This window comes from Allomuricauda sp. d1 (assembly GCF_039592695.1).
GTDB lineage: Bacteria > Bacteroidota > Bacteroidia > Flavobacteriales > Flavobacteriaceae > Flagellimonas_A.
This window is the reverse complement of sequence record NZ_JBBUTK010000001.1, coordinates 286,706-310,859: the sequence shown is the minus strand read 5'-3', so window position 1 is coordinate 310,859 and position 24,154 is coordinate 286,706. Positions and strand designations below refer to the sequence as shown.

At 42.2% G+C, this 24,154-nt stretch carries 27 protein-coding genes; 15 read left to right on the top strand and 12 right to left on the bottom strand.

All coding sequences use genetic code 11. From position 1 onward, the window contains the following. Nucleotides 1–153: 153 nt before the first annotated feature. From AAAH86_RS01510 to AAAH86_RS01500, 3 genes are read right to left on the bottom strand one after another with little or no spacing between them, the layout of a single operon-like run. On the bottom strand, nt 154–774 hold the full coding sequence (locus tag AAAH86_RS01510; RefSeq protein WP_343485731.1) for a LysE family translocator: 621 nt from the start codon (nt 772–774) through the stop codon (nt 154–156). Between the two features lie 10 nt (nt 775–784). Further along, nucleotides 785–1,822, bottom strand: a complete 1,038-nt coding sequence (locus tag AAAH86_RS01505; protein WP_343485730.1) for a quinone-dependent dihydroorotate dehydrogenase — start codon at nt 1,820–1,822, stop codon at nt 785–787. 54 nt (nt 1,823–1,876) lie between these two features. Continuing rightward, entirely contained in the window at nt 1,877–2,302 is a 426-nt protein-coding gene (locus tag AAAH86_RS01500) for a hypothetical protein (RefSeq protein WP_343485729.1), read from the bottom strand. A 95-nt stretch (nt 2,303–2,397) separates the two neighbouring features. Between AAAH86_RS01500 and pepT the strand changes: the two genes are divergently transcribed. Both pepT and AAAH86_RS01490 read left to right on the top strand, forming a co-directional pair. Next, nucleotides 2,398–3,630: a peptidase T gene (gene pepT, locus AAAH86_RS01495; protein WP_343485728.1), complete on the top strand. Its 1,233-nt coding sequence runs from the start codon at nt 2,398–2,400 to the stop codon at nt 3,628–3,630. Nucleotides 3,631–3,778: 148 nt separating this feature from the next. Further along, complete coding sequence (locus tag AAAH86_RS01490; protein ID WP_343485727.1) at nt 3,779–4,372, top strand: YdeI/OmpD-associated family protein; 594 nt, start codon at nt 3,779–3,781, stop codon at nt 4,370–4,372. Between the two features lie 52 nt (nt 4,373–4,424). Here the strand turns inward: AAAH86_RS01490 and yajC are convergent, their stop codons facing one another. From yajC to nusB, 3 genes are read right to left on the bottom strand one after another with little or no spacing between them, the layout of a single operon-like run. After that, nucleotides 4,425–4,712 (bottom strand): preprotein translocase subunit YajC, encoded by a 288-nt coding sequence (gene yajC, locus AAAH86_RS01485; protein ID WP_343485726.1) that lies wholly within the window; start codon nt 4,710–4,712, stop codon nt 4,425–4,427. Nucleotides 4,713–4,715: 3 nt separating this feature from the next. Then, on the bottom strand, nt 4,716–5,201 hold the full coding sequence (locus AAAH86_RS01480) for a DUF1573 domain-containing protein (protein ID WP_343485725.1): 486 nt from the start codon (nt 5,199–5,201) through the stop codon (nt 4,716–4,718). 40 nt (nt 5,202–5,241) lie between these two features. Further along, nucleotides 5,242–6,189, bottom strand: a complete 948-nt coding sequence (nusB, locus tag AAAH86_RS01475) for a transcription antitermination factor NusB (protein WP_343485724.1) — start codon at nt 6,187–6,189, stop codon at nt 5,242–5,244. A gap of 167 nt (nt 6,190–6,356) precedes the next feature. Here nusB and AAAH86_RS01470 point away from each other — a divergent pair, with 167 nt between their 5' ends. From AAAH86_RS01470 to AAAH86_RS01460, 3 genes are all read left to right on the top strand, one after another. Next, nucleotides 6,357–8,108 carry an ABC transporter ATP-binding protein gene (locus tag AAAH86_RS01470; protein ID WP_343486809.1) on the top strand — a complete coding sequence of 584 codons (1,752 nt, stop codon included), beginning with the start codon at nt 6,357–6,359 and terminating at the stop codon, nt 8,106–8,108. A gap of 76 nt (nt 8,109–8,184) precedes the next feature. Further along, the gene (locus AAAH86_RS01465; protein ID WP_343485723.1) at nt 8,185–8,559 is read left to right on the top strand and encodes a PUR family DNA/RNA-binding protein; all 375 of its coding nucleotides are present in this window, start codon (nt 8,185–8,187) and stop codon (nt 8,557–8,559) included. 84 nt (nt 8,560–8,643) lie between these two features. Further along, the gene (locus AAAH86_RS01460; protein ID WP_343485721.1) at nt 8,644–11,166 is read left to right on the top strand and encodes a M14 family zinc carboxypeptidase; all 2,523 of its coding nucleotides are present in this window, start codon (nt 8,644–8,646) and stop codon (nt 11,164–11,166) included. Here AAAH86_RS01460 and AAAH86_RS01455 read toward each other — a convergent pair. Then, nucleotides 11,141–12,193, bottom strand: coding sequence for a 1-acyl-sn-glycerol-3-phosphate acyltransferase (locus AAAH86_RS01455; protein WP_343485720.1), 1,053 nt, complete (start codon nt 12,191–12,193; stop codon nt 11,141–11,143). The genes AAAH86_RS01460 and AAAH86_RS01455 overlap by 26 nt on opposite strands. Next, nucleotides 12,190–13,107: a bile acid:sodium symporter family protein gene (locus AAAH86_RS01450; RefSeq protein WP_343485719.1), complete on the bottom strand. Its 918-nt coding sequence runs from the start codon at nt 13,105–13,107 to the stop codon at nt 12,190–12,192. The genes AAAH86_RS01455 and AAAH86_RS01450 overlap by 4 nt, the downstream gene beginning before the upstream one ends. Nucleotides 13,108–13,426: 319 nt before the next feature. On the opposite strand from AAAH86_RS01450, the gene AAAH86_RS01445 reads away from it, so the two are divergent. From AAAH86_RS01445 to AAAH86_RS01435, 3 genes are all read left to right on the top strand, one after another. Further along, nucleotides 13,427–13,990: a thioredoxin family protein gene (locus AAAH86_RS01445; protein ID WP_343485718.1), complete on the top strand. Its 564-nt coding sequence runs from the start codon at nt 13,427–13,429 to the stop codon at nt 13,988–13,990. 67 nt (nt 13,991–14,057) lie between these two features. Beyond that, nucleotides 14,058–14,378 (top strand): cupin domain-containing protein, encoded by a 321-nt coding sequence (locus AAAH86_RS01440; RefSeq protein WP_343485717.1) that lies wholly within the window; start codon nt 14,058–14,060, stop codon nt 14,376–14,378. Between the two features lie 2 nt (nt 14,379–14,380). Further along, the gene (locus AAAH86_RS01435; protein WP_343485716.1) at nt 14,381–14,902 is read left to right on the top strand and encodes a GNAT family N-acetyltransferase; all 522 of its coding nucleotides are present in this window, start codon (nt 14,381–14,383) and stop codon (nt 14,900–14,902) included. Nucleotides 14,903–14,915: 13 nt separating this feature from the next. Here the strand turns inward: AAAH86_RS01435 and AAAH86_RS01430 are convergent, their stop codons facing one another. After that, the gene (locus AAAH86_RS01430; RefSeq protein WP_343485715.1) at nt 14,916–15,458 is read right to left on the bottom strand and encodes a YfiT family bacillithiol transferase; all 543 of its coding nucleotides are present in this window, start codon (nt 15,456–15,458) and stop codon (nt 14,916–14,918) included. A 151-nt stretch (nt 15,459–15,609) separates the two neighbouring features. On the opposite strand from AAAH86_RS01430, the gene AAAH86_RS01425 reads away from it, so the two are divergent. Together AAAH86_RS01425 and AAAH86_RS01420 are read left to right on the top strand one after the other, a co-directional pair. After that, complete coding sequence (locus tag AAAH86_RS01425) at nt 15,610–16,260, top strand: peroxiredoxin (protein ID WP_343485714.1); 651 nt, start codon at nt 15,610–15,612, stop codon at nt 16,258–16,260. 410 nt (nt 16,261–16,670) lie between these two features. After that, nucleotides 16,671–16,862, top strand: coding sequence for a cold shock domain-containing protein (locus AAAH86_RS01420; protein ID WP_343485713.1), 192 nt, complete (start codon nt 16,671–16,673; stop codon nt 16,860–16,862). Between the two features lie 91 nt (nt 16,863–16,953). On the opposite strand, the gene AAAH86_RS01415 is transcribed toward AAAH86_RS01420, so the two are convergent. Continuing rightward, the gene (locus tag AAAH86_RS01415) at nt 16,954–17,886 is read right to left on the bottom strand and encodes a peptidylprolyl isomerase (RefSeq protein WP_343485711.1); all 933 of its coding nucleotides are present in this window, start codon (nt 17,884–17,886) and stop codon (nt 16,954–16,956) included. Between the two features lie 166 nt (nt 17,887–18,052). Between AAAH86_RS01415 and AAAH86_RS01410 the strand changes: the two genes are divergently transcribed. The 5 genes from AAAH86_RS01410 (at nt 18,053) to AAAH86_RS01390 (ending at nt 21,702) form a co-directional block, all read left to right on the top strand. Then, complete coding sequence (locus AAAH86_RS01410; RefSeq protein WP_343485710.1) at nt 18,053–18,448, top strand: AraC family transcriptional regulator; 396 nt, start codon at nt 18,053–18,055, stop codon at nt 18,446–18,448. Nucleotides 18,449–18,489: 41 nt separating this feature from the next. Further along, on the top strand, nt 18,490–18,885 hold the full coding sequence (locus AAAH86_RS01405) for a VOC family protein (RefSeq protein WP_343485709.1): 396 nt from the start codon (nt 18,490–18,492) through the stop codon (nt 18,883–18,885). A gap of 19 nt (nt 18,886–18,904) precedes the next feature. Further along, nucleotides 18,905–19,453, top strand: coding sequence for a VOC family protein (locus AAAH86_RS01400; protein ID WP_343485708.1), 549 nt, complete (start codon nt 18,905–18,907; stop codon nt 19,451–19,453). Between the two features lie 33 nt (nt 19,454–19,486). After that, nucleotides 19,487–20,041 (top strand): dihydrofolate reductase family protein, encoded by a 555-nt coding sequence (locus AAAH86_RS01395; protein WP_343485707.1) that lies wholly within the window; start codon nt 19,487–19,489, stop codon nt 20,039–20,041. Between the two features lie 191 nt (nt 20,042–20,232). Beyond that, entirely contained in the window at nt 20,233–21,702 is a 1,470-nt protein-coding gene (locus AAAH86_RS01390) for a sugar porter family MFS transporter (RefSeq protein ID WP_343485706.1), read from the top strand. Between the two features lie 121 nt (nt 21,703–21,823). Here the strand turns inward: AAAH86_RS01390 and AAAH86_RS01385 are convergent, their stop codons facing one another. Both AAAH86_RS01385 and AAAH86_RS01380 read right to left on the bottom strand, forming a co-directional pair. Continuing rightward, entirely contained in the window at nt 21,824–23,221 is a 1,398-nt protein-coding gene (locus AAAH86_RS01385; protein WP_343485705.1) for a M28 family peptidase, read from the bottom strand. Then, nucleotides 23,218–24,099, bottom strand: a complete 882-nt coding sequence (locus AAAH86_RS01380; protein ID WP_343485704.1) for a PPK2 family polyphosphate kinase — start codon at nt 24,097–24,099, stop codon at nt 23,218–23,220. Before AAAH86_RS01380 ends, AAAH86_RS01385 begins: the two co-directional genes overlap by 4 nt. Nucleotides 24,100–24,154: the final 55 nt, after the last annotated feature.

Sequence of the window (24,154 nt, the reverse complement as noted above, 5' to 3'; positions counted from 1 at the left end):
ATCTAAATTTTAATCAAAGCGTTGATATATGAATTGTCTCCTTGAGGGGCAGTCCGCTGAAAGCGGCGGGGATGTAAATAATACCAATCAAAATATCCCCCTTACTCCCCAGTCAAAGGGGGAATTACTTAATTGTGAATTTAGACAACGTTTTCAACCGAAAAGTAAATAGATGGCTATGGCTAAAAACACCACTATTTGCAACCACTTGAGAAAAATCCCAATTTTTGGTGTCTTCGATAAATATGCTGATATCTTTCCCGCCATCATGGCTATGGAACCAAACACAAGAGAGGAAACTAAAATAAAAAGCAACCCCAAAACATAAAATTGCAGAACGGTACTCAGGGAATCACTAAAAAGAAATCCGGGGAAAAAGGCCAAGAAAAAAATAGTGACTTTTGGATTTAGCACGTTCATCCAGAACCCTTTTTTGAAAAGACTTGCCATGCCCTTATAATGTCTGCTTTCTTCTTCTAAAGAGACTTTTCCATCACTTTTAAGCACTAAATAGGTTAAGTAGAGAAGATAGGCAACGCCCAATAGCTTGATTACCAAAAAGATGTTCTCATTTTCTCGAATCAAGGCCGATACCCCAAAGGCCACCAAAGTAGTGTGGATAAGGCACCCTGTCATGAGTCCGGCCACTGCGGCAAGTCCTTTTTTTGCACCTTTTGCAAGACTCAGGGTCAACACAAAGATGTTATCTGGGCCTGGTGATATGGCCAAAGCTGCCGTAGCTGCCATAAAAGCAAAAAGAACTTCGTAATTCAAAATGAGAAAGCTATCGGTTTTCTAAAATAGCTTTATTGATTTTTTTCACCAAACTAGGGCCTTCGTAGATAAAGCCTGTATATAACTGCACCAAATCTGCGCCTGCTTTTAGTTTCTTGAGGGCATCTTCCGGTGAGTGAATGCCCCCTACCCCTATGATAGAGAAAGCTCCGTCACTATGCTTTGCCAAAAACCGAATCACTTCAGTGCTTCTATCGCATAACGGTTTTCCACTGAGCCCGCCTTGTTCTTCGACCAGTGTAAGATGTGATTTTAGGTCTTTTCGCGCTATGGTTGTATTGGTTGCAATGATTCCATCAACTTGTGTTGCTTTCACGATGTCCACGATGTCAAGTAGTTGTTCATCGGTCAAATCGGGGGCAATTTTTAACAGAATGGGCTTCTCTTTCGCCTGCAGTCTCTTGGCGTATTTTTTATTCTCTCTTTTCAGTTTCTTCAACAACGCTGTCAATGGCTTTTTTTCCTGTAACTCGCGTAATCCAGGGGTATTGGGCGAACTGACGTTCACGACAAAGTAATCTACATATTCGAAAAGGGCGTCAAAACAAATCAGATAGTCTTTGATGGCATCTTCATTTGAGGTAACCTTGTTCTTACCAATATTTCCACCGATAAGAACCCGGTGCTCTTTTTTTAAGCGTTCAACGGCATCAAAGACCCCTTCATTGTTAAACCCCATGCGATTGATAATGGCCTCATCTTCTTTCAACCTAAAAAGTCTTTTTTTGGGGTTTCCAGCCTGTGGTTTTGGGGTCAATGTACCTATCTCGATAAAACCAAATCCGAAGTCAGAAAGTTCGTTGTACAACTTCGCGTCTTTGTCAAACCCAGCGGCCAAACCAATGGGGTTCTTAAAATGAAGACCAAAAACTTTCCTTTCCAACCCTGGCCCGTCTATCACAAACATTTTTCTGAACAACGATGAAAATCCCAATCGGGATAACCATTTTATTGAACGAAAAGAAAAATGATGGGCGGTTTCAGCATCCAGCAAAAACAACAACGGACGCACTAAAAACTTATACATTCAGAAAATTTTTTCAAAAATAGAAACTCTACATACCACAGCTAAAAAATGTCCTCATTTTTCGTCAACCTGACGATTTGCAAAAATCGGACTCCTAGAAACTTGGTGGCACAGTTTGACATACAGGTTGTACTGGTTGTCGTTAAAAAGTGATAACAATCTTTGATCGAGCATTCGCATGTTCGACTTCATGCTGTCCATCAACTTTTGATATTCGTAGGACATTTCAATTAAATCTTCTGGGGAATCCTGTGCGTGTTTTTTCAATAGGTAATTTGCCCTATCTCTTAAAAAACCATTGCGATAGTTGAGCTCTGCGCCCCAATTCTTCATCTGTTCAATTTGGAATTCGTTCAACTGAAAAACAGAAATGATCGTGGAATCATTTTTACCGCCCAATCCGAGGTAACAATCCTCTTGGGCCAATGCACTGGTCAAGGATAGACAGAAAGAAAAAATAAGAAGTATCGGTCGTATCAAAGTTGTTCGGTTTGGTCATGGAAAGTATGGGTTTACTTTATCTATTGCAACAACATCTCGATGTAATAAGCCTTATTTTTGATGAAAAAGCATACATGGAGAAACTTTTACCCCGTTTTTTAGAATATGTTTCGGTAGACACCCAGAGTGACCCAAATTCTAATACCACCCCCAGCACCAAAAAACAGTGGGATCTCGCCAAAAAAATCGTGCTTGAACTGCACCAAATTGGTCTGCAAGAAGTGACCATTGATGAGAAAGCCTACATCATGGCCACCTTACCTGCCAATACCAAAAAAAAGCTGCCCACTATTGGTTTCATTGCCCATTTTGATACCACACCAGATTTTTCAGGAAAGAATGTCAAACCCCAGGTCGTTGAAAACTATGATGGCAGTGACATTGTGCTGAACAAGCAAAAGAACATCACATTGTCTCCTGATTTTTTTGATGACCTGCATCTGTACAAGGGCCAGACCCTGATTACCACTGACGGTACAACACTTCTGGGCGCTGATGACAAGGCAGGGGTCGCAGAAATCATCACTGCTATGGAATACCTACAAGAACACCCTGAAATTGAACATGGCAAAATACGGATCGCCTTCACCCCAGACGAGGAAATCGGTAGGGGTGCGCACCATTTTGACGTTGAAAAATTTGGGGCCGAATGGGCCTACACCATTGACGGAAGCCAAATCGGTGAACTGGAATATGAAAATTTCAATGCAGCCAAGGCCGAGATACGTTTTCAGGGCAGAAGCGTACACCCAGGCTATGCCAAAAACAAAATGGTCAATGCCATTGCGCTGGCCAATGAGTTTTTAAGCCTTTTGCCAAAACATGAAGCGCCTGAGCATACCGAAGATCGTGATGGTTTTTTTCATGTACACCAAATTTCTGGGGATGTGGAAAACGCCAAAATCGAAATCATCATCAGGGATCATGATGAAGAGCAATTTGAGGCCCGAAAGCAATTGTTGCTTGACATACAGGAAAAAATCGAACTCAAACATGCCGATGCCATCACTATAAATATCACTGAACAGTACCGCAACATGAAAGAAAAAATTGTGCCCGTCTTTCATATTGTTGAAATCGCTGAAGAAGCGATGCTCAAGTGTGGCATAGCACCTATTATCAAACCAATTCGGGGTGGCACCGACGGTTCACAATTGAGTTTTATGGGCTTGCCCTGCCCCAATATTTTTGCAGGTGGACATAATTTTCATGGAAAATTTGAATACATACCGTTGGAAAGCATGCAAAAAGCGGTTGAAGTAATCGTGAAAATTTGCGAACTTACTGCACAAAGGATCAAGGTTTGATGGCTCGGGGATTGTTTGGAGAGAAAGTGGTAAAAAAGATACGTTAGACTGATACACCAGAAAGTTCAAATTCGCAAGTACCAAATTGCCAAAAAAATGACGATAAACATGTATTCGTGGAATTCATGTTCAAAAAAACATTTCAAAAATGGATAAATCGGAGAAAATAGAGGCATACTATTCAAAAGAGCATCATTTTAAAGAGGGTATCAATCAACTGCGCGTATTGGCGCTTAAAACCGAAGCTGAAGAGACCTATAAATGGAGTCTCCCTGTATATACCATCAACAATAAAAACGTTTTTGGTATTTGCCGTTTTAAAGACTTTTTTGGGGTTTGGTTCTTTAATGGGGCTTTACTCAGTGACCAAAAAAAAGTATTGCGCAATGCCCAAGAAGGCAAGACCAAGGCCATGCGCCACTGGAACTTTACCTCATCGCAAAAAATCGATGAAAATGGTGTGTTCAACTATATGAACGAAGCCATACAGAATCAAAAAGACGGCAAAGTTTTGGTAGTTGGCAAGCCTCAGAAAAAATTTGAAATTCCAGAAATTCTCAAGACATCTTTATCGGAGAATCCCGCTCTAAAAAAAGCTTACGACAACTTCAGCCTTTCCAAACAAAGAGAATTCTGTGAATACATCCAAGAAGCAAAACAAGCGGCTACTAAGTCACGCCGAATCGATAAGATTTTACCGATGATCAAAGATGGCGTCGGGCTACACGATAGATATCGCTAACAAAAAAAGCACCCCGCAATTGCGGGGTGCTTTTTTTACTCCGTTACGGAATCTATTTTTTCACAGGAGCACTCAATTTTTTGCTCATCTCCATTGAGATGGCAGAACGATCAAATTTCAATCGGCCGGCCATGGTCTCGATGACGCAAGAATTATCTTTGTCGTTCAAATCGACCACCTTGCCATAAAGACCGCTTTTGGTAATGATTTTATCTCCTTTTTTTAAAGCTTGTGAAAACTTTTTCTCGTCTTTTTGTCGCTTTATCTGCGGGCGTATCATAAAAAAATAAGCTACCACAAAAATGAGGATAAGCGGCAAAAATTGTCCCATTCCCTCCATCTACTAACTCTTTTTCATCGGTACAGAAACGCCTTCGGCATTCTTAGGATTCACGAATGCCTTGATGCGAAGCAACTCTGAACCCTTTTCTGTGTTTGCGGTAACAGTCACCGTCTTGGTGACCTGATTTTGACCGGAGCCATTGAATTTCACCAAAAGTTCGCCACTATCGCCTGGGGCAATTGGGGTGTTCTTTGGATATTCTGGCACGGTACAGCCACAGCTACTACTGGCATTGGTGATAATCAACGGGGCATCACCAGTATTGGTAAACTTGAAAATTGTCTCTTGGGGGGTGCCCTGTTCAATTGTACCGAAATCATGCTCACTTCTATCGAAGCTCATTACCGGCAACTTCTTTTGAACGTCATCACGATTGGCTGCCAGTTCAATATTGTCTGAATTGATTTTTTCAGTGGCCTTTTCTTTGCATGATGAGATTGCAAAAACCAATGTCAAAATACCAAGGATGTTAACCATTCTTTTCATTACGTCTAAATTTTTTGTTGCACAAAAATAACAAATACAATTATAACAGGCCCCTGCCCATTTTTTGCAGTTTACCCTCAGCTTTATATTCTTTGACCAGCTTGTCAAGTATGCCGTTGATGAAAATGCTGCTTTTTGGTGTGGAATACTCCTTGGCAATCTCCAAATATTCATTGAGCGTCACCTTTTCAGGGATGGAGGAAAAATTCAGCAATTCACAAATGGCCATTTTTAATAAGATGAGATCGATTTCTGCGATACGGTCATTGTCCCAATTGGGTGTCTTTGCCTCGATTTCCTTTTCCCATTCCGCATCATTGAGCAATGTTTTTGTCAAAAGTTCATTGGCAAACACCATGTCTTGCTCGTCTTTCAGCAAACGTGGCAAAAAATAGTGCTCATTTGACCCAGTGGACGCTTTTTTCAATCGCTTCACCAAAAAAGTGTTGATGATGGGTATATCATCTACCCAGGTCATGCGCTCATCTTCAAAATGCTCGTAAATCTTGTCGTTCGGTGCGATGATCTGTTTAAAAAGCTCAATCAGAAAGTCCTTGTCTTTTTCATAACCGCTTTCGGCATTTGCCATGTATTGCTGGTACAGGCCACTGGCGGTTATTTCTTTATAAATCAGTTTTACGTACTCATCGTTCAAATGCCAGTCGTTGAGCTTTCTACGCTTGATTTCTTTATGCAAAACGCCATTTTTTGCTATTTGCAGTAGCAGCTTGTTCTTTATGAATTTTTCACGATCGGGATATTCATCTTCAGAGGTGGCGATGTATTTCTTTTCTGCATGAAGCACGTGTTTTTCCGCCAATCGGTGCAACTCGACCAATAGTGCCAAAATGGAAAGGTACAGCACATACATACTTTCGATACTATATTTTAGAAATTTTTCCTGTTTTTCTAGGGATTCATCCTTTGACTGCACCAATGCGTAGATGCATTGCATGACTTTAACTCTGATATGCCTTCTGGTGAGCATTGTTGAAGAACCTTGTATTGATGGGTTGATTGATTACGCACAAAAGTAAGGCTATATTTCCATCGTTGCCAAACCAATGGGTTTTCTTATCAGTTTTATAACATTTGGTTTCTTTGCAAACGGCTATCTTTGGCCGTCGTACCTGCGATGATAAGCGCATTCCGTTCATGAAAGAGCTCAGATACCTCAATAAATATCTTAAGAAATACTGGTTTAAACTTCTTATTGGCATTGTCATCACCATTATCGCCAGGGTATTTTCGTTGGTTATGCCATCGTATGTCAACAAATCAATTACCGCGATTGAAGATTTTTATGCCAACAGCCTGACAGCGGTTGAAGCAAAGGATTTGCTGTTGGAGTACATCCTTATAATAATAGGCGCGGCCCTTCTCTCTGGCCTTTTCACTTTTTTGATGCGACAGACCATCATCAATGTCTCACGCTACATTGAATACGACCTTAAAAATGAGGTTTTTGACCACTACCAATTTCTGAACCTTAACTTTTACAAGCGCAACCGTATCGGCGATTTGATGAACCGAATAAGTGAAGATGTCGGTCAGGTGCGCCTGTATGCGGGGCCTGCCATCATGTACGGTATTCAGACCCTGACATTGTTCGTATGTTTGATTCCTTTGATGTTCATCAAGGCCCCTACCATTGCCTTCTACACGTTGATTCCGCTTCCTATTCTATCGGTACTCATCTACCAAATCAGTAGAATCATCCACAAACGGAGTACCAAAGTGCAGCAATTTTTATCATCACTCTCGACATTCACGCAAGAATCGTTTTCTGGGGTAGCCGTTATAAAAGCCTATACCCTCGAACCTAAAATCAATGCAGATTTAAAAGATTTGGCGATTGAGGGAAAAGACACGAGCATGGATCTTGCCCGTGTCAATGCGTGGTTTTTTCCACTGATGATATTGTTGATCGGCATCAGCAACATTTTCGTCATTTATATTGGTGGAAGACAATATATCAACGGTCAAATTGAATCCATCGGAATCATTGCAGAATTCATCCTTTACGTCAATATGCTCACCTGGCCTGTTGCTGTTGTGGGATGGCTTACTTCAATAGTGCAACGTGCCGAGGCATCCCAAAAAAGGATCAATGAGTTTCTTAAAGAACAACCGAGTATAAAAAATGAAGTCGACCTTGCTACCCCGATAACGGGCAGAATTGAATTCAAGAACGTATCGTTTACGTATGAAGATACCAATATCAGGGCTTTGAACAACATTTCTTTTACTGTGGATGAAGGTCAGACCGTTGCCTTTTTGGGCAAAACAGGTTCGGGCAAATCCACCATTTTAGATTTGGTCGCAAGGTTGTATGATGTTTCTGAAGGGCAGGTTTTAATCGATGGCACCCCAATTCAAGAATTGAACCTCAATAGTCTGCGCAGCTCCATAGGTGCGGTACCGCAAGATGCTTTTTTATTCTCCGACACCATTGAAAACAACATCCGTTTTGGCAAAGAAAATGCGACCCACGACGAAATTGTAGAAATGGCAAAAATGGCCGTCGTACATAAAAACATTCAAGATTTCACAAAGCAGTATGAGACGATTCTGGGTGAACGCGGAATCACCTTGAGCGGAGGGCAAAAGCAACGGGTATCCATCGCCAGGGCCCTTTTGAAAGACCCTGAGATCTATCTCTTTGATGATTGTCTGTCTGCGGTCGACACCGAAACTGAAGAAGAAATACTGTCAAATCTCAAACGGGCCTCAAAGAACAAGACCACGTTGATCGTAAGCCATAGGGTGTCGTCTGCCAAGAATGCCGACAAGATAATCGTATTGGAAAATGGCAGAATTTTACAAGAGGGCACCCATGAAGAATTGAACAGTATTGAGGGGTACTACAAAAAACTATATGAAGACCAACTTGCTGAGAAAGCGTAATTAAACTTGGTCATTTAGCATTTTTTTTACATTTTTGGTACGATAAATTAATCCTTTATCACAGAACACTTACCATATGGGCGGAAAAGATTTAATTGACCAAGAGGAAATTTATTCCAAAGTTTTAAGGGCCGGTAGAAGAACTTATTTTTTTGATGTAAGAAGCACAAAAGCCGGAGATTACTACCTGACAATCACTGAAAGCAAAAAGTTTACCCATGATGATGGGTCTTTTCACTACAAAAAACACAAGATTTATCTCTACAAAGAAGATTTTCATGCTTTCAAGGATCACATGGAAGAAATGATGGATTACATCATCGATGAAAAGGGTCTTGAGGTGATTTCTGAACGACACCAGAAAGACTTCAAAAAAGAGGAAGAGTCAAAGGCCAGTGAAAATGGTTCTCCTGCTGAAAATTTTACTGATGTTGATTTTGATGACATCTGAAACATAAAAAATTCAAACCTAACGGCCCCGAATATTCGGGGCCGTTTTTTATTTTTAGCGATATCTAATTCAAAAAATACCTTAATGAGAAAAATTATTGTGCTGGCAGTTGTACTCCTCATCATTTCTCCACTCTTATCACAAAACGATGTCACACTTGAATACTACTTGCCAGATGATGTCAGCTATGACCCTTCCATCCCAAAACCCAAAGATATTATAGGCCACGAAGTCGGGCAATGGCATGTGACCCATGACAAATTGGTTTACTACATGCAGGCATTGGCGAAGGCCAGCGACCGAATAACCATAGAAGATCGTGGTAATACTTTTGAGGGCCGCCCGATTTTGTTGCTCACGGTCACCTCTCCACAAAACCATCAGAATCTTGAAACCATACGGCAAGAGCATGTAGCATTGACCGAAGGCGGTTCAACCAATACCGCCGACATGCCCATTGTCGTATATCAAGGTTTCTCCATCCATGGTAATGAAGCAAGTGGCTCAAATGCTTCTCTGGCCTATGCCTATCATTTGGCGGCTGCCCAAGGGCCAGAAATTGAAGAAACGTTAGACAATACCATCATTCTGCTGGATCCAAGTTTTAATCCAGATGGGCTACAGCGTTTTGCATATTGGGCGAATGTGCATCGCAGCCAAAACCTGAATCCAGATAGCAATGAGCGTGAATACCATGAAGTATGGCCTGGTGGTCGCACCAACCACTATTGGTTTGATATGAACCGAGATTGGCTTCCGGTGCAATTGCCCGAAAGTCGGGCACGGATCGAGACTTTTCACAAATGGTATCCGAATATTTTGACAGACCACCATGAAATGGGTACCAACTCTACCTTTTTCTTTCAACCCGGTGAGCCTTCAAGGGTACATCCTTTAACACCAAAAATCAACCAAGAATTGACCGCTGAAATTGGCACCTACCACGCCAAGGCACTTGACAAAATCGGCTCGCTTTATTATTCTGAGGAAAATTATGACGATTATTATTATGGAAAGGGCTCCACTTTTCCAGATGTGAACGGAAGCATCGGTATTCTATTCGAGCAAGGCAGTTCGCGGGGGCATATCCAAGAAAGTGAAAACGGCATACTCACGTTTCCGTTCACCATCAGAAACCAGTTCACTACGGCCCTATCTACCATTGAAGCCGCCAAAAACATGCGCCAAAAAATACTTGATTATCAGCGCAAATTCTATACTGATGCAAAAAATGAGGGGTCAGGTGGCAGAGTCAAGGGGTATGTTTTTGGCGATGCCAAAGATGCCTCAAAAACCTGGCATTTGGCAGAAATTCTAAATCGGCATAAAATAAAGTTCCATGAACTTGAAAGTGATGTCGCTGTGGGAGGAAAAGCTTATGAAAAAGGAAATGCCTTCCTTGTACCAATGGCACAAAAAAACCCAAGGCTTATCAAGGCCATGTTTGAAAAGCGCACCACTTTTGTTGACAGTCTCTTTTATGATGTTTCTGCATGGACATTGCCACTCGCCTTCAATGTTGATTACGCAGAGGTTTCGTCATTGGCAGCCGCCGGCGATGCAGTCACCGAACTCAAGCCGTTAACGGGCAGTGTTTCAGGCCAGAGCAATTACGCCTATCTTTTTGAATGGCATGAATATTACACCCCAAGGGCGTTGAACAACATTGTGGAAAAAGGCTTGCGCGCCAAGGTGGCCAAATCACCTTTTACACTTGACGGAAAGCAATACGATTACGGCACCATTCTGATACCCGTTCAGAATCAACCGCTATCTTCCCAAGAGCTTCATGCGTTCTTGACAGAGGTTGCAAAAGATTCAAAAATTACAATTACCGCAGTGAATACCGGCCTTACCAAGGGAATAGATTTGGGCAGCAATGACTTTGACCCTGTCAAGAAACAAAAAGTGGCCATTTTAGTCGGTGATGGCGTGCGTTCTTATGATGCTGGAGAAATTTGGCACCTTTTTGACACCAGATATGACATGAAAATCACCAAAATCGATACGCGTTATTTTGACAATGTGAATTTGGACAAATACACCGACCTGATCTTACCAAGTGGTTGGGGAAGCCGCATTTTAGATAAAAAAGCCGCTGAAAAAGTCAAAGCATGGGTGAAAGGCGGGGGTACCATCATTGGTTTCAGGAATGTTGCCGAGTGGTTCAAAAAGAATGAAATCATCAAGTTTGAAATGAAAGAAGATTCTTTGGTGGCCAAAGATGTCAATTTTGACCAAAAGGGCGACTTTCTCGGAGCACAGGTTACTGGCGGTGCCATTTTTGAGGCGAAACTTGACCGTTCACACCCAATCGGGTACGGGTATAAAAACGATAGAATCTCACTGTTCAGAAACACGAACATCTATCTGAAGCCTGAAAAAAACAGCTACGACAATCCCATTCAGTATACCGAAAACCCATTGCAGAGTGGTTATATCTCTGAAGAGAATGCCGAGCTCATCAAAAACAGCGTGCCTTTTAAGGTCGAAAGGTTGGGCAAGGGCCGAGTAATACTTTTTACTGACAACACCAATTTCAGGGCATTTTGGTATGGCACCAATAAATTGATGATGAACGCTATTTTCTTCGGACAGATGATGTAGGGGCCATCGTTTTCAGCAACAGGAAATTAAGGACAGCATGCAAGATCACGGTCACGCATGCCGTTTTCCATTCAAATACCCTGGCCAACACCAAACCGATAAAAAGGTAAAACAAAGGGTACACCAACATACCAAACCCAAATCGGTAGGTCGCCATAAATTCTGGTTCGGGCACTTTGGGCTTGAGCAGCAATCGCCATAAAAACACCAACGGTAGATTGACCGAATAAAACAGAAATCGCAAAAAAGAACCTGCACCATCTTTGCGCAGCCCGATGTCTTGCTCTACTTGCCTGCCCCTTAAAAACGCATTGATATGGATGGGATTCGTGAAGTCTGGGTCCAATTCCATCAGTCTGGCAAGTTTTTCATCGTATTCATCGTCTGGTTCAATATGGGTGGTCAGTTTTTTTAGCCGTTCAAATACTTTGGCCCTTAATTGCAGTGAATCTAACTTGGTGCCTTGATGTTTTTTCAAAGGGATGGGCTTTCCAAAATACAATGCTGCAGCGTCACCCATTTCTGTTGCATTTTGATAATTCTGGCCCACGGGAATCAACTGTAAATCCATTTCTGGATTATTCTCCAAGGCATTCTCAATGATTCTTGTAAACCCTTTGCTCAATGGCCTCACACGTCTTCTCAGGTCATGGTTGGCTTCCGGAAAAATCAAGATGGCCCCATTTTCACACAAGATCTCGCCACATTTATCGAAGACGGCATTGTTTCTAAACAGGTTTTGCTTACCGTCACGTATTCGGTAAATGGGCAACATCTGCAAAAAATGAAAAAGTGGTCTAAAAAATGGGCTCTTAAAGACATCTGCACGGGTAAGGTACCATGGCTTCCTTTTGCTTAAAGTGGCTATCAGCAGCACATCCATCAGGGCATTTTGATGGTTCGATAAAAAGAGTACGGGTTTATCTTTGGGAATATTTTCAAGCCCAACCGTTTTTATCCTCCTATAATAGCAGTTCAGGCCGCATAGCGCCCAATATTTAAAAAAATAATAGCCCAACTGCTTCAAACGAACTTCTCTTTTTTAGCGAATGCCAAACCCCAGTAACTGCCCAGGGCTAAGCCTGAAACCAAATGCCAAATGCCCCAAAAAGCTGTCAAGAGGGCCATTCCCCCCAACCCATCAAAAAAAGTGAAAATCAGCAAAAGCCCCAATCCTGAATTCTGTATGCCCGTTTCAATGGTAATGCTGCGTACATTCTCCTTTGAGAAACCCAACAATTTTGCCAATGAGAATCCTGTTGAAAAGGCCACGAGATTATGCACTACCACCAGCCCAAAGACGTATACGACATACTCTAAAAATATATCTCGATTTTGATACAGGGCCAAGAAAATCAAGGCCGCAAAAAATAACAACGAGCCCATCTTGAAATACTTCGCCATTTTTTTTGCGATAATAGGCTTGGCATGGTTGAGCCACATGCCCAAAATCACGGGCAGGCCCAATAACAGTGCCACCAACTTTGCCATTTCAAAAAACGAGATGGAAACCTGCTGTATGATTCGGCTCGTCGGGGGGTACAGTGAACCCCAAAATTCTAAATTGAACGGAGTCATTACTATGGCCAATAAAGTGGCGATGGCCGTCAATGTCACCGACAAGGCGGTGTTGCCTTTTGCCAAATGGGTCATGAAATTTGAAATATTGCCGCCAGGGCAGGCTGCTACCATAAGCATGCCCAAAGCGATGCTCGGCAGGGGTTCAAAAAACCAAACCATCAGAAAAGTGACTGCGGGCAGCATGATGAATTGACTGAACACCCCCGTCAACACCAGTTTTGGGCTTTGCAACAATTGTCTAAAATCACCAATAGAGATTTCAAGGGCCACGCCGAACATGACCAAAGCTAGGGCAATGTTCAGCGTCCAAAGTGATTGTGGGTCAAAATTGATATGAACGTTGTCAATAACTGTTTCCAAAAATCTTCAAGTTGGTCGTAAGCACTTCCAAAATCGGCTTCATTTCGAAGATACTGTTTTTTGTCGCAATCGATTTTGTCAATTTCCCTTGAAAACGGATAAAAAAATATTCCGTTTCATCTGTTTAAAATTTTATAGTTTGCTGAAAATGAATAAACTAAAAATTTACACACATTCAGTAATTCGCATAAACTTATTTTAAGCATGCTTGTAGGGTGTGCTCAAAAAAGTTTATGCTCTTTTCATCGTATCTTAGAGACTGTTTTGAAATATGTCGATTATTTTTTTACAGTCTCTAAAAGAACAAAAAATAGCAAGAATGGCACAAACACCCAGTACTATGCTTCCCTTGGGCACTTTCGCCCCTGAATTCAGTTTGATGGACACGGTCACTGAAAAGACCCTGAACCTACAGGCCTTAAAAGGAGACCAAGGCACACTCATCATGTTTATCTGTAACCATTGCCCCTTTGTAAAGCATGTCAATGAAGAAATCGCAAGATTAGGAAAAGAATATCAAGAAAAGGGGATTGCTTTCATTGCCGTATCAAGCAATGATGTGGAGAATTATCCACAAGACGCCCCACATTTGATGAAAGAAGTGGCCAAAGAAGAGGGGTATACATTTCCCTACCTGTACGACGAAACCCAAGAAGTCGCCAAGGAATATGATGCAGCGTGTACCCCTGACTTTTTTCTTTTTGATGCGGATTTAAAACTGGTCTATCGCGGCCAATTGGACGATTCGCGCCCCGGAAATGGTATACCCGTCACCGGCAATGACCTCCGTAACGCCATGGATGCATTGCTCAAAAATGAACCTATCAGTGAGGATCAAAAACCAAGTATTGGCTGCAATATCAAATGGAAGGCTTCCCCCTAGCCTCTCGAAATAAATTCGGTACAGGCTCACCAAAGGAGGATAATCAGCAAATGTAAAATTTTAAAGTATGCGGTTGAATACGAAAAACGCATTGAAAAAACTGGCACAGCAAGATTCACCTTTTCTGGAGCTTTTCAACCATGGGTCACTAAAGGTTGAGATCTACAAACCTGAAAAAGTGGATTTGCAGAAACCGCATTCTCGCGATGAAATCTACGTGGTCATATCCGGTACAGGTGAATTTCAAAATGGTGCGGTCAGAACTACTTTTGAACCCGGTGATTTCTTGTTCGTTCCCGCAGGTGCAGAACATCGATTTGAGAACTTTACCGAAGATTTTTCTACTTGGGTGTTCTTTTATGGCCATGAAGGGGGAGAAAAATCATAGAAATGGAGGTTGCCTTTGAGACCGTCACCGAAAAAACAATCGGCGTGTATATTGACACAGGTAAACAATCGTACATCGAGCATTATCTTCACCTTTGGAAAAATGATGATCCGTCACCCTATATCTCCAGAAGTTTCACCCCTGAAATTGTACGATCAGAAATCAATGATGACAACAATGCCCATTTTCTGGTAAAAATGAACAACGACACCATGGGCATTGTCAAGCTCGTGCTGAATAAAGGTTTTGGTGCCTTTGATGGGGAGGAAGCCCTATTGGCCGAAAAAATTTACCTGCTCAAAGACCATTCGGGCAGAGGGTTGGGAAAACAAGTCTTACAGTTCATTATGAAACTGGCGAAACGGCTGAACAAAAAAGTTGTTTGGTTAGATACCATGAAAAAGGGAAGAACCTTGGGTTTTTACCAAAAAAACGGATTTAAAATTGTAAAAGAGACCTCTTTAAAACTCTCCAATGTCAAAATTTCTGAAAGCGCCATGTGGGTATTGGCCAGAGAACTATAAGTCTACCAAAAGTCTACCAACCTTCTCTTTTGATCAAATTTTCGATATGGGCAAAGTGGTGGCTGCCGTGCCACGCATAACGGCCCACATTCTCCTCCAATGTAGTGGTCTGGTTGTCTTCAGGATGGGCAAACGTTCGCTTTAAATCCTCTGATGAAAGGCCTTTCAACAAATAGACCAGCTTGGCGTGAACCGCACTTAGATGGCTTAGTGAAATATCGATCGGCGCTGTCTTGGCATCAAACAACTTTGACCATTCCTTTTCAAGATAGGGTTTGATGGTCGGATTGTCTTCAGTCAACGCCCACTTGAACCGAATATAGCTGTGGTGATGGCTGTCAGAAATATGGTGTACGACTTGTCTTACCGTCCATCCCTCAGGGCGATACGGTGTTTCCAACTGTTCTTCAGAAAGTGGTTTGACCAAATTTGCCAAGCGTTGGGGCAGATCCTCTAGAATACTGATCCAAGACGTAAGGTGTGCCTCGGTAATCGGTTTTGGAATTTTATATTTCCCGATGGGATATCGCAATTGGTCCAATGTAGTTTCATCCATAGTCATAAATATATAAAAGTGATGGATTCGCGATGTGCAGAAATGACAAAAATCATTTTAGGAAACCAAACTTTAATATAGTTTTAACCAGCTTGATCTTTTGATAAATCAATAAGCTACTAATTTAGTAGGAAATAAAAAACAACACACTATGGCAACAATACGATTGGGCGACACCGCCCCCGATTTTACAGCAGAAACTTCACAAGGCACTTTAAACTTTTACGACTATCTGGGCGATGGTTGGGGCATTTTGTTTTCCCATCCTGCAGACTTTACACCTGTCTGCACCACTGAGCTCGGTACCGCCGCCAAGTTCAAGGATGAATTTGACAAACGCAATGTCAAAATGATGGCGTTGAGTGTGGATCCTCTCGACTCTCACCACGAATGGATCAAAGACATCAATGAGACCCAGAACACTGTGGTCAATTTTCCGATCATTGCCGACGAAGATGGTAAAGTGGCCGAATTGTACGATATGATTCACCCCAAGGCCGATGATAAGCTTACGGTGCGTTCGGTGTTCATCATCGCACCCGATAAAACGGTGAAATTGATATTGACCTATCCTGCCTCAACAGGCAGAAATTTTTATGAGCTGCTTCGGGTGATTGACTCGCTGCAGCTGACCGCCTACCACAAAGTGGCTACCCCTGCTAATTGGAAAAATGGGGAAGACGTGGTCGTAAGCCCCGCCATACCCACAGATGAAGCCCAAGAAATTTTTCCGAACGGGGTTGAAGAAGTCAAGCCCTATCTAAGGTTTACCCCAGATCCGCTGGCAGCGGCACAGGTATAATCATTAAAAAAGCCTCCTGAAAAATGGAGGTTTTTTATGTTTGGCGCAACCTTCTGCAGTGTTTGTATCTAATAGCAAGAACAACCCCAAGTTCAATAAACAAACATTGCACCTAAAATCTTATCAAGAGAAATGTTAAAGCTGACATTCTAGGTAGGGTTCGTGTATATGTAAGTGTTGAACTATTGAACACTAGATAGATTCGCGACCATGAATACGTTTTTCAGCATTTTGGCACTGCTGCTCTTAATTAATATCTTGTTGCTGTTCTTGAGCACCAATAGAGCAAAATAATTTTAAGACCTGATTTTTTGGGCACTCAAAAAAAATGTAATTAATAGGCCCAAAAAAACTCACTATCAATTAATTACTTTACCTTTGCACCATTATTTAATTTTTTAATATTTATTATGAGTAAAGGAACAGTAAAATTCTTCAACGATTCTAAGGGCTACGGCTTTATTACTGAAGAAGGTTCAGAAACAGATCACTTTGTACACGTTTCGGGTTTAATCGACGAGATTCGAGAAGGTGATGTTGTAGAGTTTGAACTACAACAAGGTAAAAAAGGATTGAACGCCGTAAACGTACAAGTAGTATAACAGCACCAATTTATCTTTTTTATAAAACAAAAGCCCTGATGGTACCATCGGGGCTTTTTCTTTTAAACTAGTTCAGCGAAATCAGGAAGGTTTAGTTCACATCCATCAATTCAACATCAAATACCAAAGTGGCGTCTGGTGGAATCACCCCGCCTGCCCCACGGCTACCGTATGCCAAATGGGAAGGAATCACAAAACGGGCCTTGTCACCGACCTTCAACAATGCGATGCCCTCATCCCACCCGGGAATCACCTGACCGATGCCCAGTTGAAAATCGATGGGTTCGTTGCGACTGTACGAAGAGTCAAACACTTGGCCATTGGTAAGGCTCCCCTCATAATGAACCGATACTTTTTGGCCTTTCTCGGCCTTTTGCCCGGAACCCTCCTGTATTTTTTTATAGCGCAGCCCACTTTCGGTCTTTTCAAAGCCAGCAGCCAGTTTTTCAAGTTCAGCCTCGGCTTTTGCCTTTTGTTCTGCCATGCGCTTTTCTTTTGATGCATCAAATTCTTGAAACGCTCCTAACGCATCCCAATTTTGGGCTTCTTCGCCTTCTCTGACAATTTCCAAACTTTCTATGGTGTCGCCCTGCTCAATGGCATCGACCACTTCTTGACCGTGTTCTACGTGGCCAAAAACAGTGTGCTTATTATCCAACCATGGGGTGGCTACATGAGTAATAAAAAATTGGCTGCCATTGGTGCCGGGGCCAGCATTGGCCATCGAAAGCACCCCTGGGCCGTCATGGGTCAAATCATCATGAAACTCATCATCAAACTGATAGCCTGGGCTACCGGTGCCCGTACCCTGTGGGCAACCGCCCTGAACCATAAAATCATTGATGACCCTATGAAACTTTAGCCCATCATAATAGGGCTGGCCCTTGTCTTTGGCAGCGTTCTTCATGTTTCCTTCGGCCAAAGCCACAAAGTTGCCCACCGTGCCGGGGGTCTTCTTATGGGTGAGTTTGACCAAAATTTCACCTTTGGTGGTATTGAATCTTGCGTAGATACCGTCTTGCATTGTGCTCGTTTTAAATGAGCGGCAAAGGTAAGGGTTGTCAACGAGCGCCAAAAATTCTGCAATCAGTTATCTTTGATACAGGCTCACATTTTCTGTTGAAAAAGTCAGCAACCAATCATACACAAGATTGTTAGCCACAATTTGAGGTCCTATTAAATTGACAAAAGTGACATTCTACGAAAATGAAATTAAGCGAATAAAAAATATTTGTTTTTCGAATGACAAACAACTACAGACCGTGATTGCCATCAGGAATTTTATCGATAGCAATTTTGATAAAGAGCTTAATTTAAATTTTCTGTCCCATGTACATTTTACTTCAAAATATCATTTGCTACGACTTTTCAAGAGATATTACGGACTTACACCAAAACAGTATTTAATAAACAAAAGAATCGAAAAATCAAAAGAGTATTTAAAACAAGGCATGAGTGTATCAGAGGTTTGCTATTGCGTAGGGTTTGAAACACCCAGTTCATTCAGTACGTTATTTAAGAACAAAATAGGTCTTTCACCAACTGCATTTCAAAAAGAGCAATTTTCACAAAGTGGCCCACAATAGCATTTAAGAACTTGTCGAAATAAACGGAAAAAGTAAAAAAGATGAAAGTAACGCTAACTAGCATTCCGGTTCGAGACCAAGAAAAGGCTTTAAAATTTTATACTGAAAAATTAGGTTTCATATTAAAGAAGGATGCCCCATTAGAAGGTGGAAACAGATGGTTGACCTTAGTTTCACCAGAATGGCAGGATGGACCAGAATTATTATTAGAACCTGCACCTAACCATTTTGAACCTTGTAAAGTTTTTCAAGACGCATTAATGGAAGTAGGAATTCCGTGGACTCAATTTGATGTGGAAAGTGTTGATGCCGAATATGAACGATTATTAAAATTAGGGGTGGAATTCAGTGTCAAGCCAACCGTAATGGGAACTGCAAAATTTGCTGTATTTAATGACACTTGTGGAAATAATATTCAAATCGTTGAAATGCTCTAACCTAAACAAAACTCTAGACATGAAAAGAATTACACCTTTACTGATTTTGGTTTTACTCGCCTTCAGTTGCAATGACTTAAAGAACAACACAGATGCCAACGAAAAATTAATCGCCTTACACAACAACGGAGATGATTTAAAAAAAGTAACACTTGAGACTTCAATCGGCGCGAAAGGGCAAATTGCCACATTCTTGACATTTCAAAAAGAAGACGCCGAACAAGCAATGAACTTTTATGTAGGGCTGTTTGACAATTCTGAAATTGTCACGCTAAAACGTTGGGGAAAGGAAGGACCAGGAAAAGAAGGAACAATAATGCATGCTACATTTAATTTGAATGGAAAACTGTTTATGTGCAGCGACAGCCCACCGATACATGATTGGGACTTTACGCCAGCAGTATCAAATTATGTGAAATGTGCAGACGAAAGGGAACTTGAACAGTTATTCACAAAACTATCCGAAAACGGAAAAGTTATGATGCCATTGGGCAATTATGGTTTCAGTCAAAAATTTGGCTTTGTTGAAGACCGATTTGGTGTGTCTTGGCAACTGAATTTAGATTAAAAGCTAACATACATCATACGAAATCATCGAGAGATGAAAACTGAAAAGTCGAAAATAACCATTCACATGGTTTCCAGTCTTGATGGTTTTATTGCCAAAAAAGACGGAAGTGTTTCTTGGATGCACTCAAAGGATACTTATGAAAAAGGAATCGAGCTTACAAAGGAATATATTGCCAAATTTCTTAAATCAATAGACTGCTACATAATGGGTTCCAAGACTTATGAGCACGCAGTTGAACTAGGCTGGCCTTATGGAAACGTTCCAGTATTTGTATTGACCAAGAGAAATATGAAGTCGAATAGAAAGAATGTTCAGTTTCTATCTGGTGACTTAGCTGAAATCGTATCCAACACATTGAAACCTAAATACAACAATATTTGGATGGTTGGTGGATCCATGTTAACAAAAGAATTCCTGCGACTTGGGTTAGCTGATGAAATCAACATTTCTATCATACCAACTCTTTTAGGCAATGGAAAGCTCTTCTTTGATTTTATTGGAAGAGAAATTTTGTTACACCTTAAAGACACTACTTCTTTTAAAGATGGAATGGTTGAACTTGAGTACGAGATAAAAAAGGAATAAAAATTAGCGCTGCCTGGAAATACTAAATTCAAGTACAAAAAAATATGAATCCGAATACCCTCCGATTTTTCTTCAATCTTGGTATTAGGGAATTATCTATTATATTCACAATTAGAAGTGGGCTCAGCTACTGCTCGACAAAAACAGAAAACCAATGTGGGTACCAGAACCCCTAACCAATCCCTAACAAAATGAGTGATCAACACCAAGAATCCACACACATTGAGAGTTACAATCTGCCCAAGGTCATCTTTTTGGCTTTTGTCGCCGCAATAGGCGGTTTTTTGTTCGGATTTGATAGCGGAGTGATAAACGGTACTGTAGATGCCCTGCAGGCAGCATTTGACTCCGATGCCGCGGGCACAGGGTTTAATGTTGCCTCGGTGCTGCTCGGTTGTGTTGTGGGTGCTTTTTTTGCCGGTACATTGGCCGACAGGTTCGGAAGAAAACCCATGATGTTGACCGCAGCATTGGTCTTTATCATCAGTGCATGGGGTTCAGGTATCTCTGAAGGTTCATTAGAGTTCGTCATCTATCGATTGATTGGTGGTCTGGCCGTAGGCGCAGCCAGTATATTGGCACCACTCTATATTAGCGAGATTGCCCCTTCGAGAATTAGGGGCCGACTGGCCACATTGCAACAGCTCATGATTGTAATTGGCCTGTTTGTAGCATTTATGAGCAATTATTCACTTGTCGGGCTTTCCGGTGGTGCTGAGGAAGAGCTTTGGTGGGGATTTCAAACTTGGTCATGGATGTTTTGGGCAGAAATACTTCCGGCTGCCATATTCTTGATCGTCTTGTTTTTCATCCCTGAATCCCCAAGGTTTTTAGTGGCTTCAAACCAGTCTGAAAAAGCGTTCAAAGTACTTTCTTCCATTGGTAATGCCACAGAAGCTACCGCCAAAGTGGCGGATATAAAATCGACCGTAAGAGCAGATAGCCGCCCCAAGCTCAGTGACATTATCAGTAAATATACCGGTAAAATCCACCCACTGGTATGGGTCGGTATCGGAATTGCTGTACTTCAACAGTTTACAGGTATTAACGTGATATTTTATTATGGTGCCACACTCTGGCAAGCTGCGGGATTTACAGAAGCCGATGCGTTACTTACCAATGTCATTAGTGGCAGTGTCAATATATTTTTCACTATTGTGGCCATAGTTCTGATAGATAAGGTTGGCCGAAAACCTTTATTGTTAGTGGGTTCAATCGGGCAGGCGGTAATGTTGGGAGTACTGGCCTATTTTTTCGGAACAGCTACCGTGGATAGTGCAAACAATCTGATTTTAGAAGGAAATAATGGCACCTATGCATTGATAGCGGCCAATGCGTATATCGCCTTTTTTGCAGCTTCATGGGGTCCGGTGATGTGGGTGATGCTGGGTGAAATGTTTCCCAATCAATATAGAGGAGCAGCACTGGCTGTTTGCGGAATAGCCCAGTGGGGATCCAATTTCGCCATAACCATGACTTTCCCCATCATGCTGAGTTATTTGGGGCTGGGCGTTTCCTATGGCGTTTATGCACTCTTTGGCTTAGTCGCATACTTCTTTGTCAGGGCGTTTGTCAAGGAAACCAAGGGCAGAAGTTTGGAAGATATGTCTCGTGAGCAGGAAGAGGAGGAAAGAAAGTATGCTGGGCAAGGGAGTCCATGAAGCAAACACTTGCTTCGACTACCCTTTTGTGTACTGAATAATGATTTAAAGGAAGGGTTTATAGCAGATAGGAATCCATATTACTGCCACATATCACTAGCGGCCTAGTATGCGCTTATATTTACCCTTTTACCTTCTTCGATTTAATAATCCCATATTTATCCACCAAATAGACCAAACTTGCCATGGTGGCCGCACCCAGCTCCAATTCACGTTTGTTCACGTGCTCAAAGGTGTCGTTCTCGGCATGATGGTGATCAAAATAACGCTGCGAGTCGGGTCGCAGCCCGGCCAAGACCAAATCTTCATCTTTCAACGGGCCAATGTCGGCACCACTGCCACCCTTTACGAATAGGTGTATCATGTAAGGTTCAAAAAGTGGTTTCCAGCTTTGTACCTGTTCAAAATTGGCCTCATCGGTATCAAAAGAAAAACCACGTGGGGTAAATCCGCCCGCATCACTTTCCAAGGCAAATACGTGTTGCTCATTCTTGCTTTTGGCCACTTGGGCGTATTTATTGCCTCCTCGGAGTCCGTTTTCCTCATTCATAAACATGACCACTCGAAGTGTACGCTTGGGTTTATAGCCAATTTTCTTAAAAAGGTGCAACACTTCCATACTCTGAACGCAGCCCGCGCCATCATCGTGCGAACCATCGCCAAGATCCCATGAATCAAGATGGCCGCCAACCACCATGATTTCCTCTGGGTGCTCTGAGCCCCTGATTTCTCCAATGACATTGTACGATTCCACATCAGGATATTGCTTACAACTCTGCTTGAAATAAAACTTGATATTGGGATTCAGCTTTAAGGTCGTGCTCAACAGCTCAGCACCGTTCGTACTGATGGCAGCGGCAGGTATGCGTTTCTCAACCGGAGTCTCACCATAACTCATTGAGCCCGTATGTGGCAGGTCATCCAATCGAAGGTTCATTGAGCGTACAATGACCCCTGCAGCACCATATTTTCCGGCTTCTGCTGCCCCAGAATAGCGTTGGTCCACGCAACCCGAATATGCTGAAAACGTACTGATCTTTGTGGGATCCATCGGCCGGTTGTAAAACACAATCTTTCCTTCAATGCTATCACGCCCTATTGCTTCCAATTCTTCAATGCCCTGTACTTCGATCACCTCTGCTTTTAATCCGCCATCAGGGGTGGCCACCGAACCGCCCAGCGCACAAATGGGAACATTGTTCGTCACACCTGGCTTGTTTTCAATGTAGGCGAATTCAGGGGTGCCGCGCACCCATTTTGGTACCATAACGGGTTGAAGCCATACCCTATCCAACCCTAAATCCTCAAGTTGTTCTTTGGTATATTCAACCGCTTGTTGGGCCTGTACCGAGCCCGAAAGCCTACCACCAATTTGGTTTGACAAGTGGTTCAACCAATCATAGGCTTTTGCCTCGGTCAGTGCGGCATCGTATATGGCGCGAATCTGTTTTTCATCTTCAGATTGTGCTTGTAGCAGAAAGGTGCACAACAATGCCAAAAAGAGTATTGCTTTGTTCATTTTTCTTTTTCCAGTTGTTTTTTAAAGTTTTCCAAGTTAGCTTTTATCTCATCGTCAAGCTCTGGTTCGTCGATATCTTTGTATTTTTTTAACGCATCCATCAAAATCGAGGCCACGATGACCCTAGCCGCTTTTTTGTTGTCGGCTGGTATCACAAACCATGGAGCGTGCTCTGTTGTCGTCTTTTGGATGGCTTCTTCGTAACATTCTTGGTAGACATCCCATAGTTTTCTCTCCTTAAGGTCACCAGGGGAAAATTTCCAGTTTTTTTCTTTCAGCTCAATGCGCCTGAGCAAGCGTTTTCGCTGTTCTTCTTTGGATAAGTGAAGGAAAAACTTGAAGATAATCGTGCCATTTTCGGCAATGTGCCGCTCAAAATCGTTGATTTGGCGGTAACGCTTTGCCCAAAAATCTTCGTCGATGTCAGATATGCCATTCACATCGGGAAGGTTCTCGCCCAAAATATATGTAGGATGCACTTTGGTGACCAACACATTCTCATAATGTGTACGGTTAAAAACGCTGAATTTTCCACGCTCTGGCAAAGCGATATAGTGGCGCCAAAGGTAATCGTGCCTCAACTCAATGGGCGTGGGCACTTTGAAACTGTGCACTACGACCCCACGGGCATTAAAATCTTTGAAGACCTCCCGGATTAGGCTATCCTTGCCGGCGGTGTCCATCCCCTGAAGGCAGACCAAGACACCATATTTGCCGTGGGCATACAAGGTATCCTGAAATTTTCCGAGGTCTTTCCGAATCTTTTCAAGTTCTTTTTTTAATTCCTTATCCGATTTACCAAAATCTTTATGTGTTGAACACTCAGCTAATTTGATGGGGTTTGAAACGCGGTAGTCGCTACTAACAATGTTATCCATACTGAAATATAGGCATTTTCATCCTATCACTTTGCAGTGATTTTTCATCCTTTTG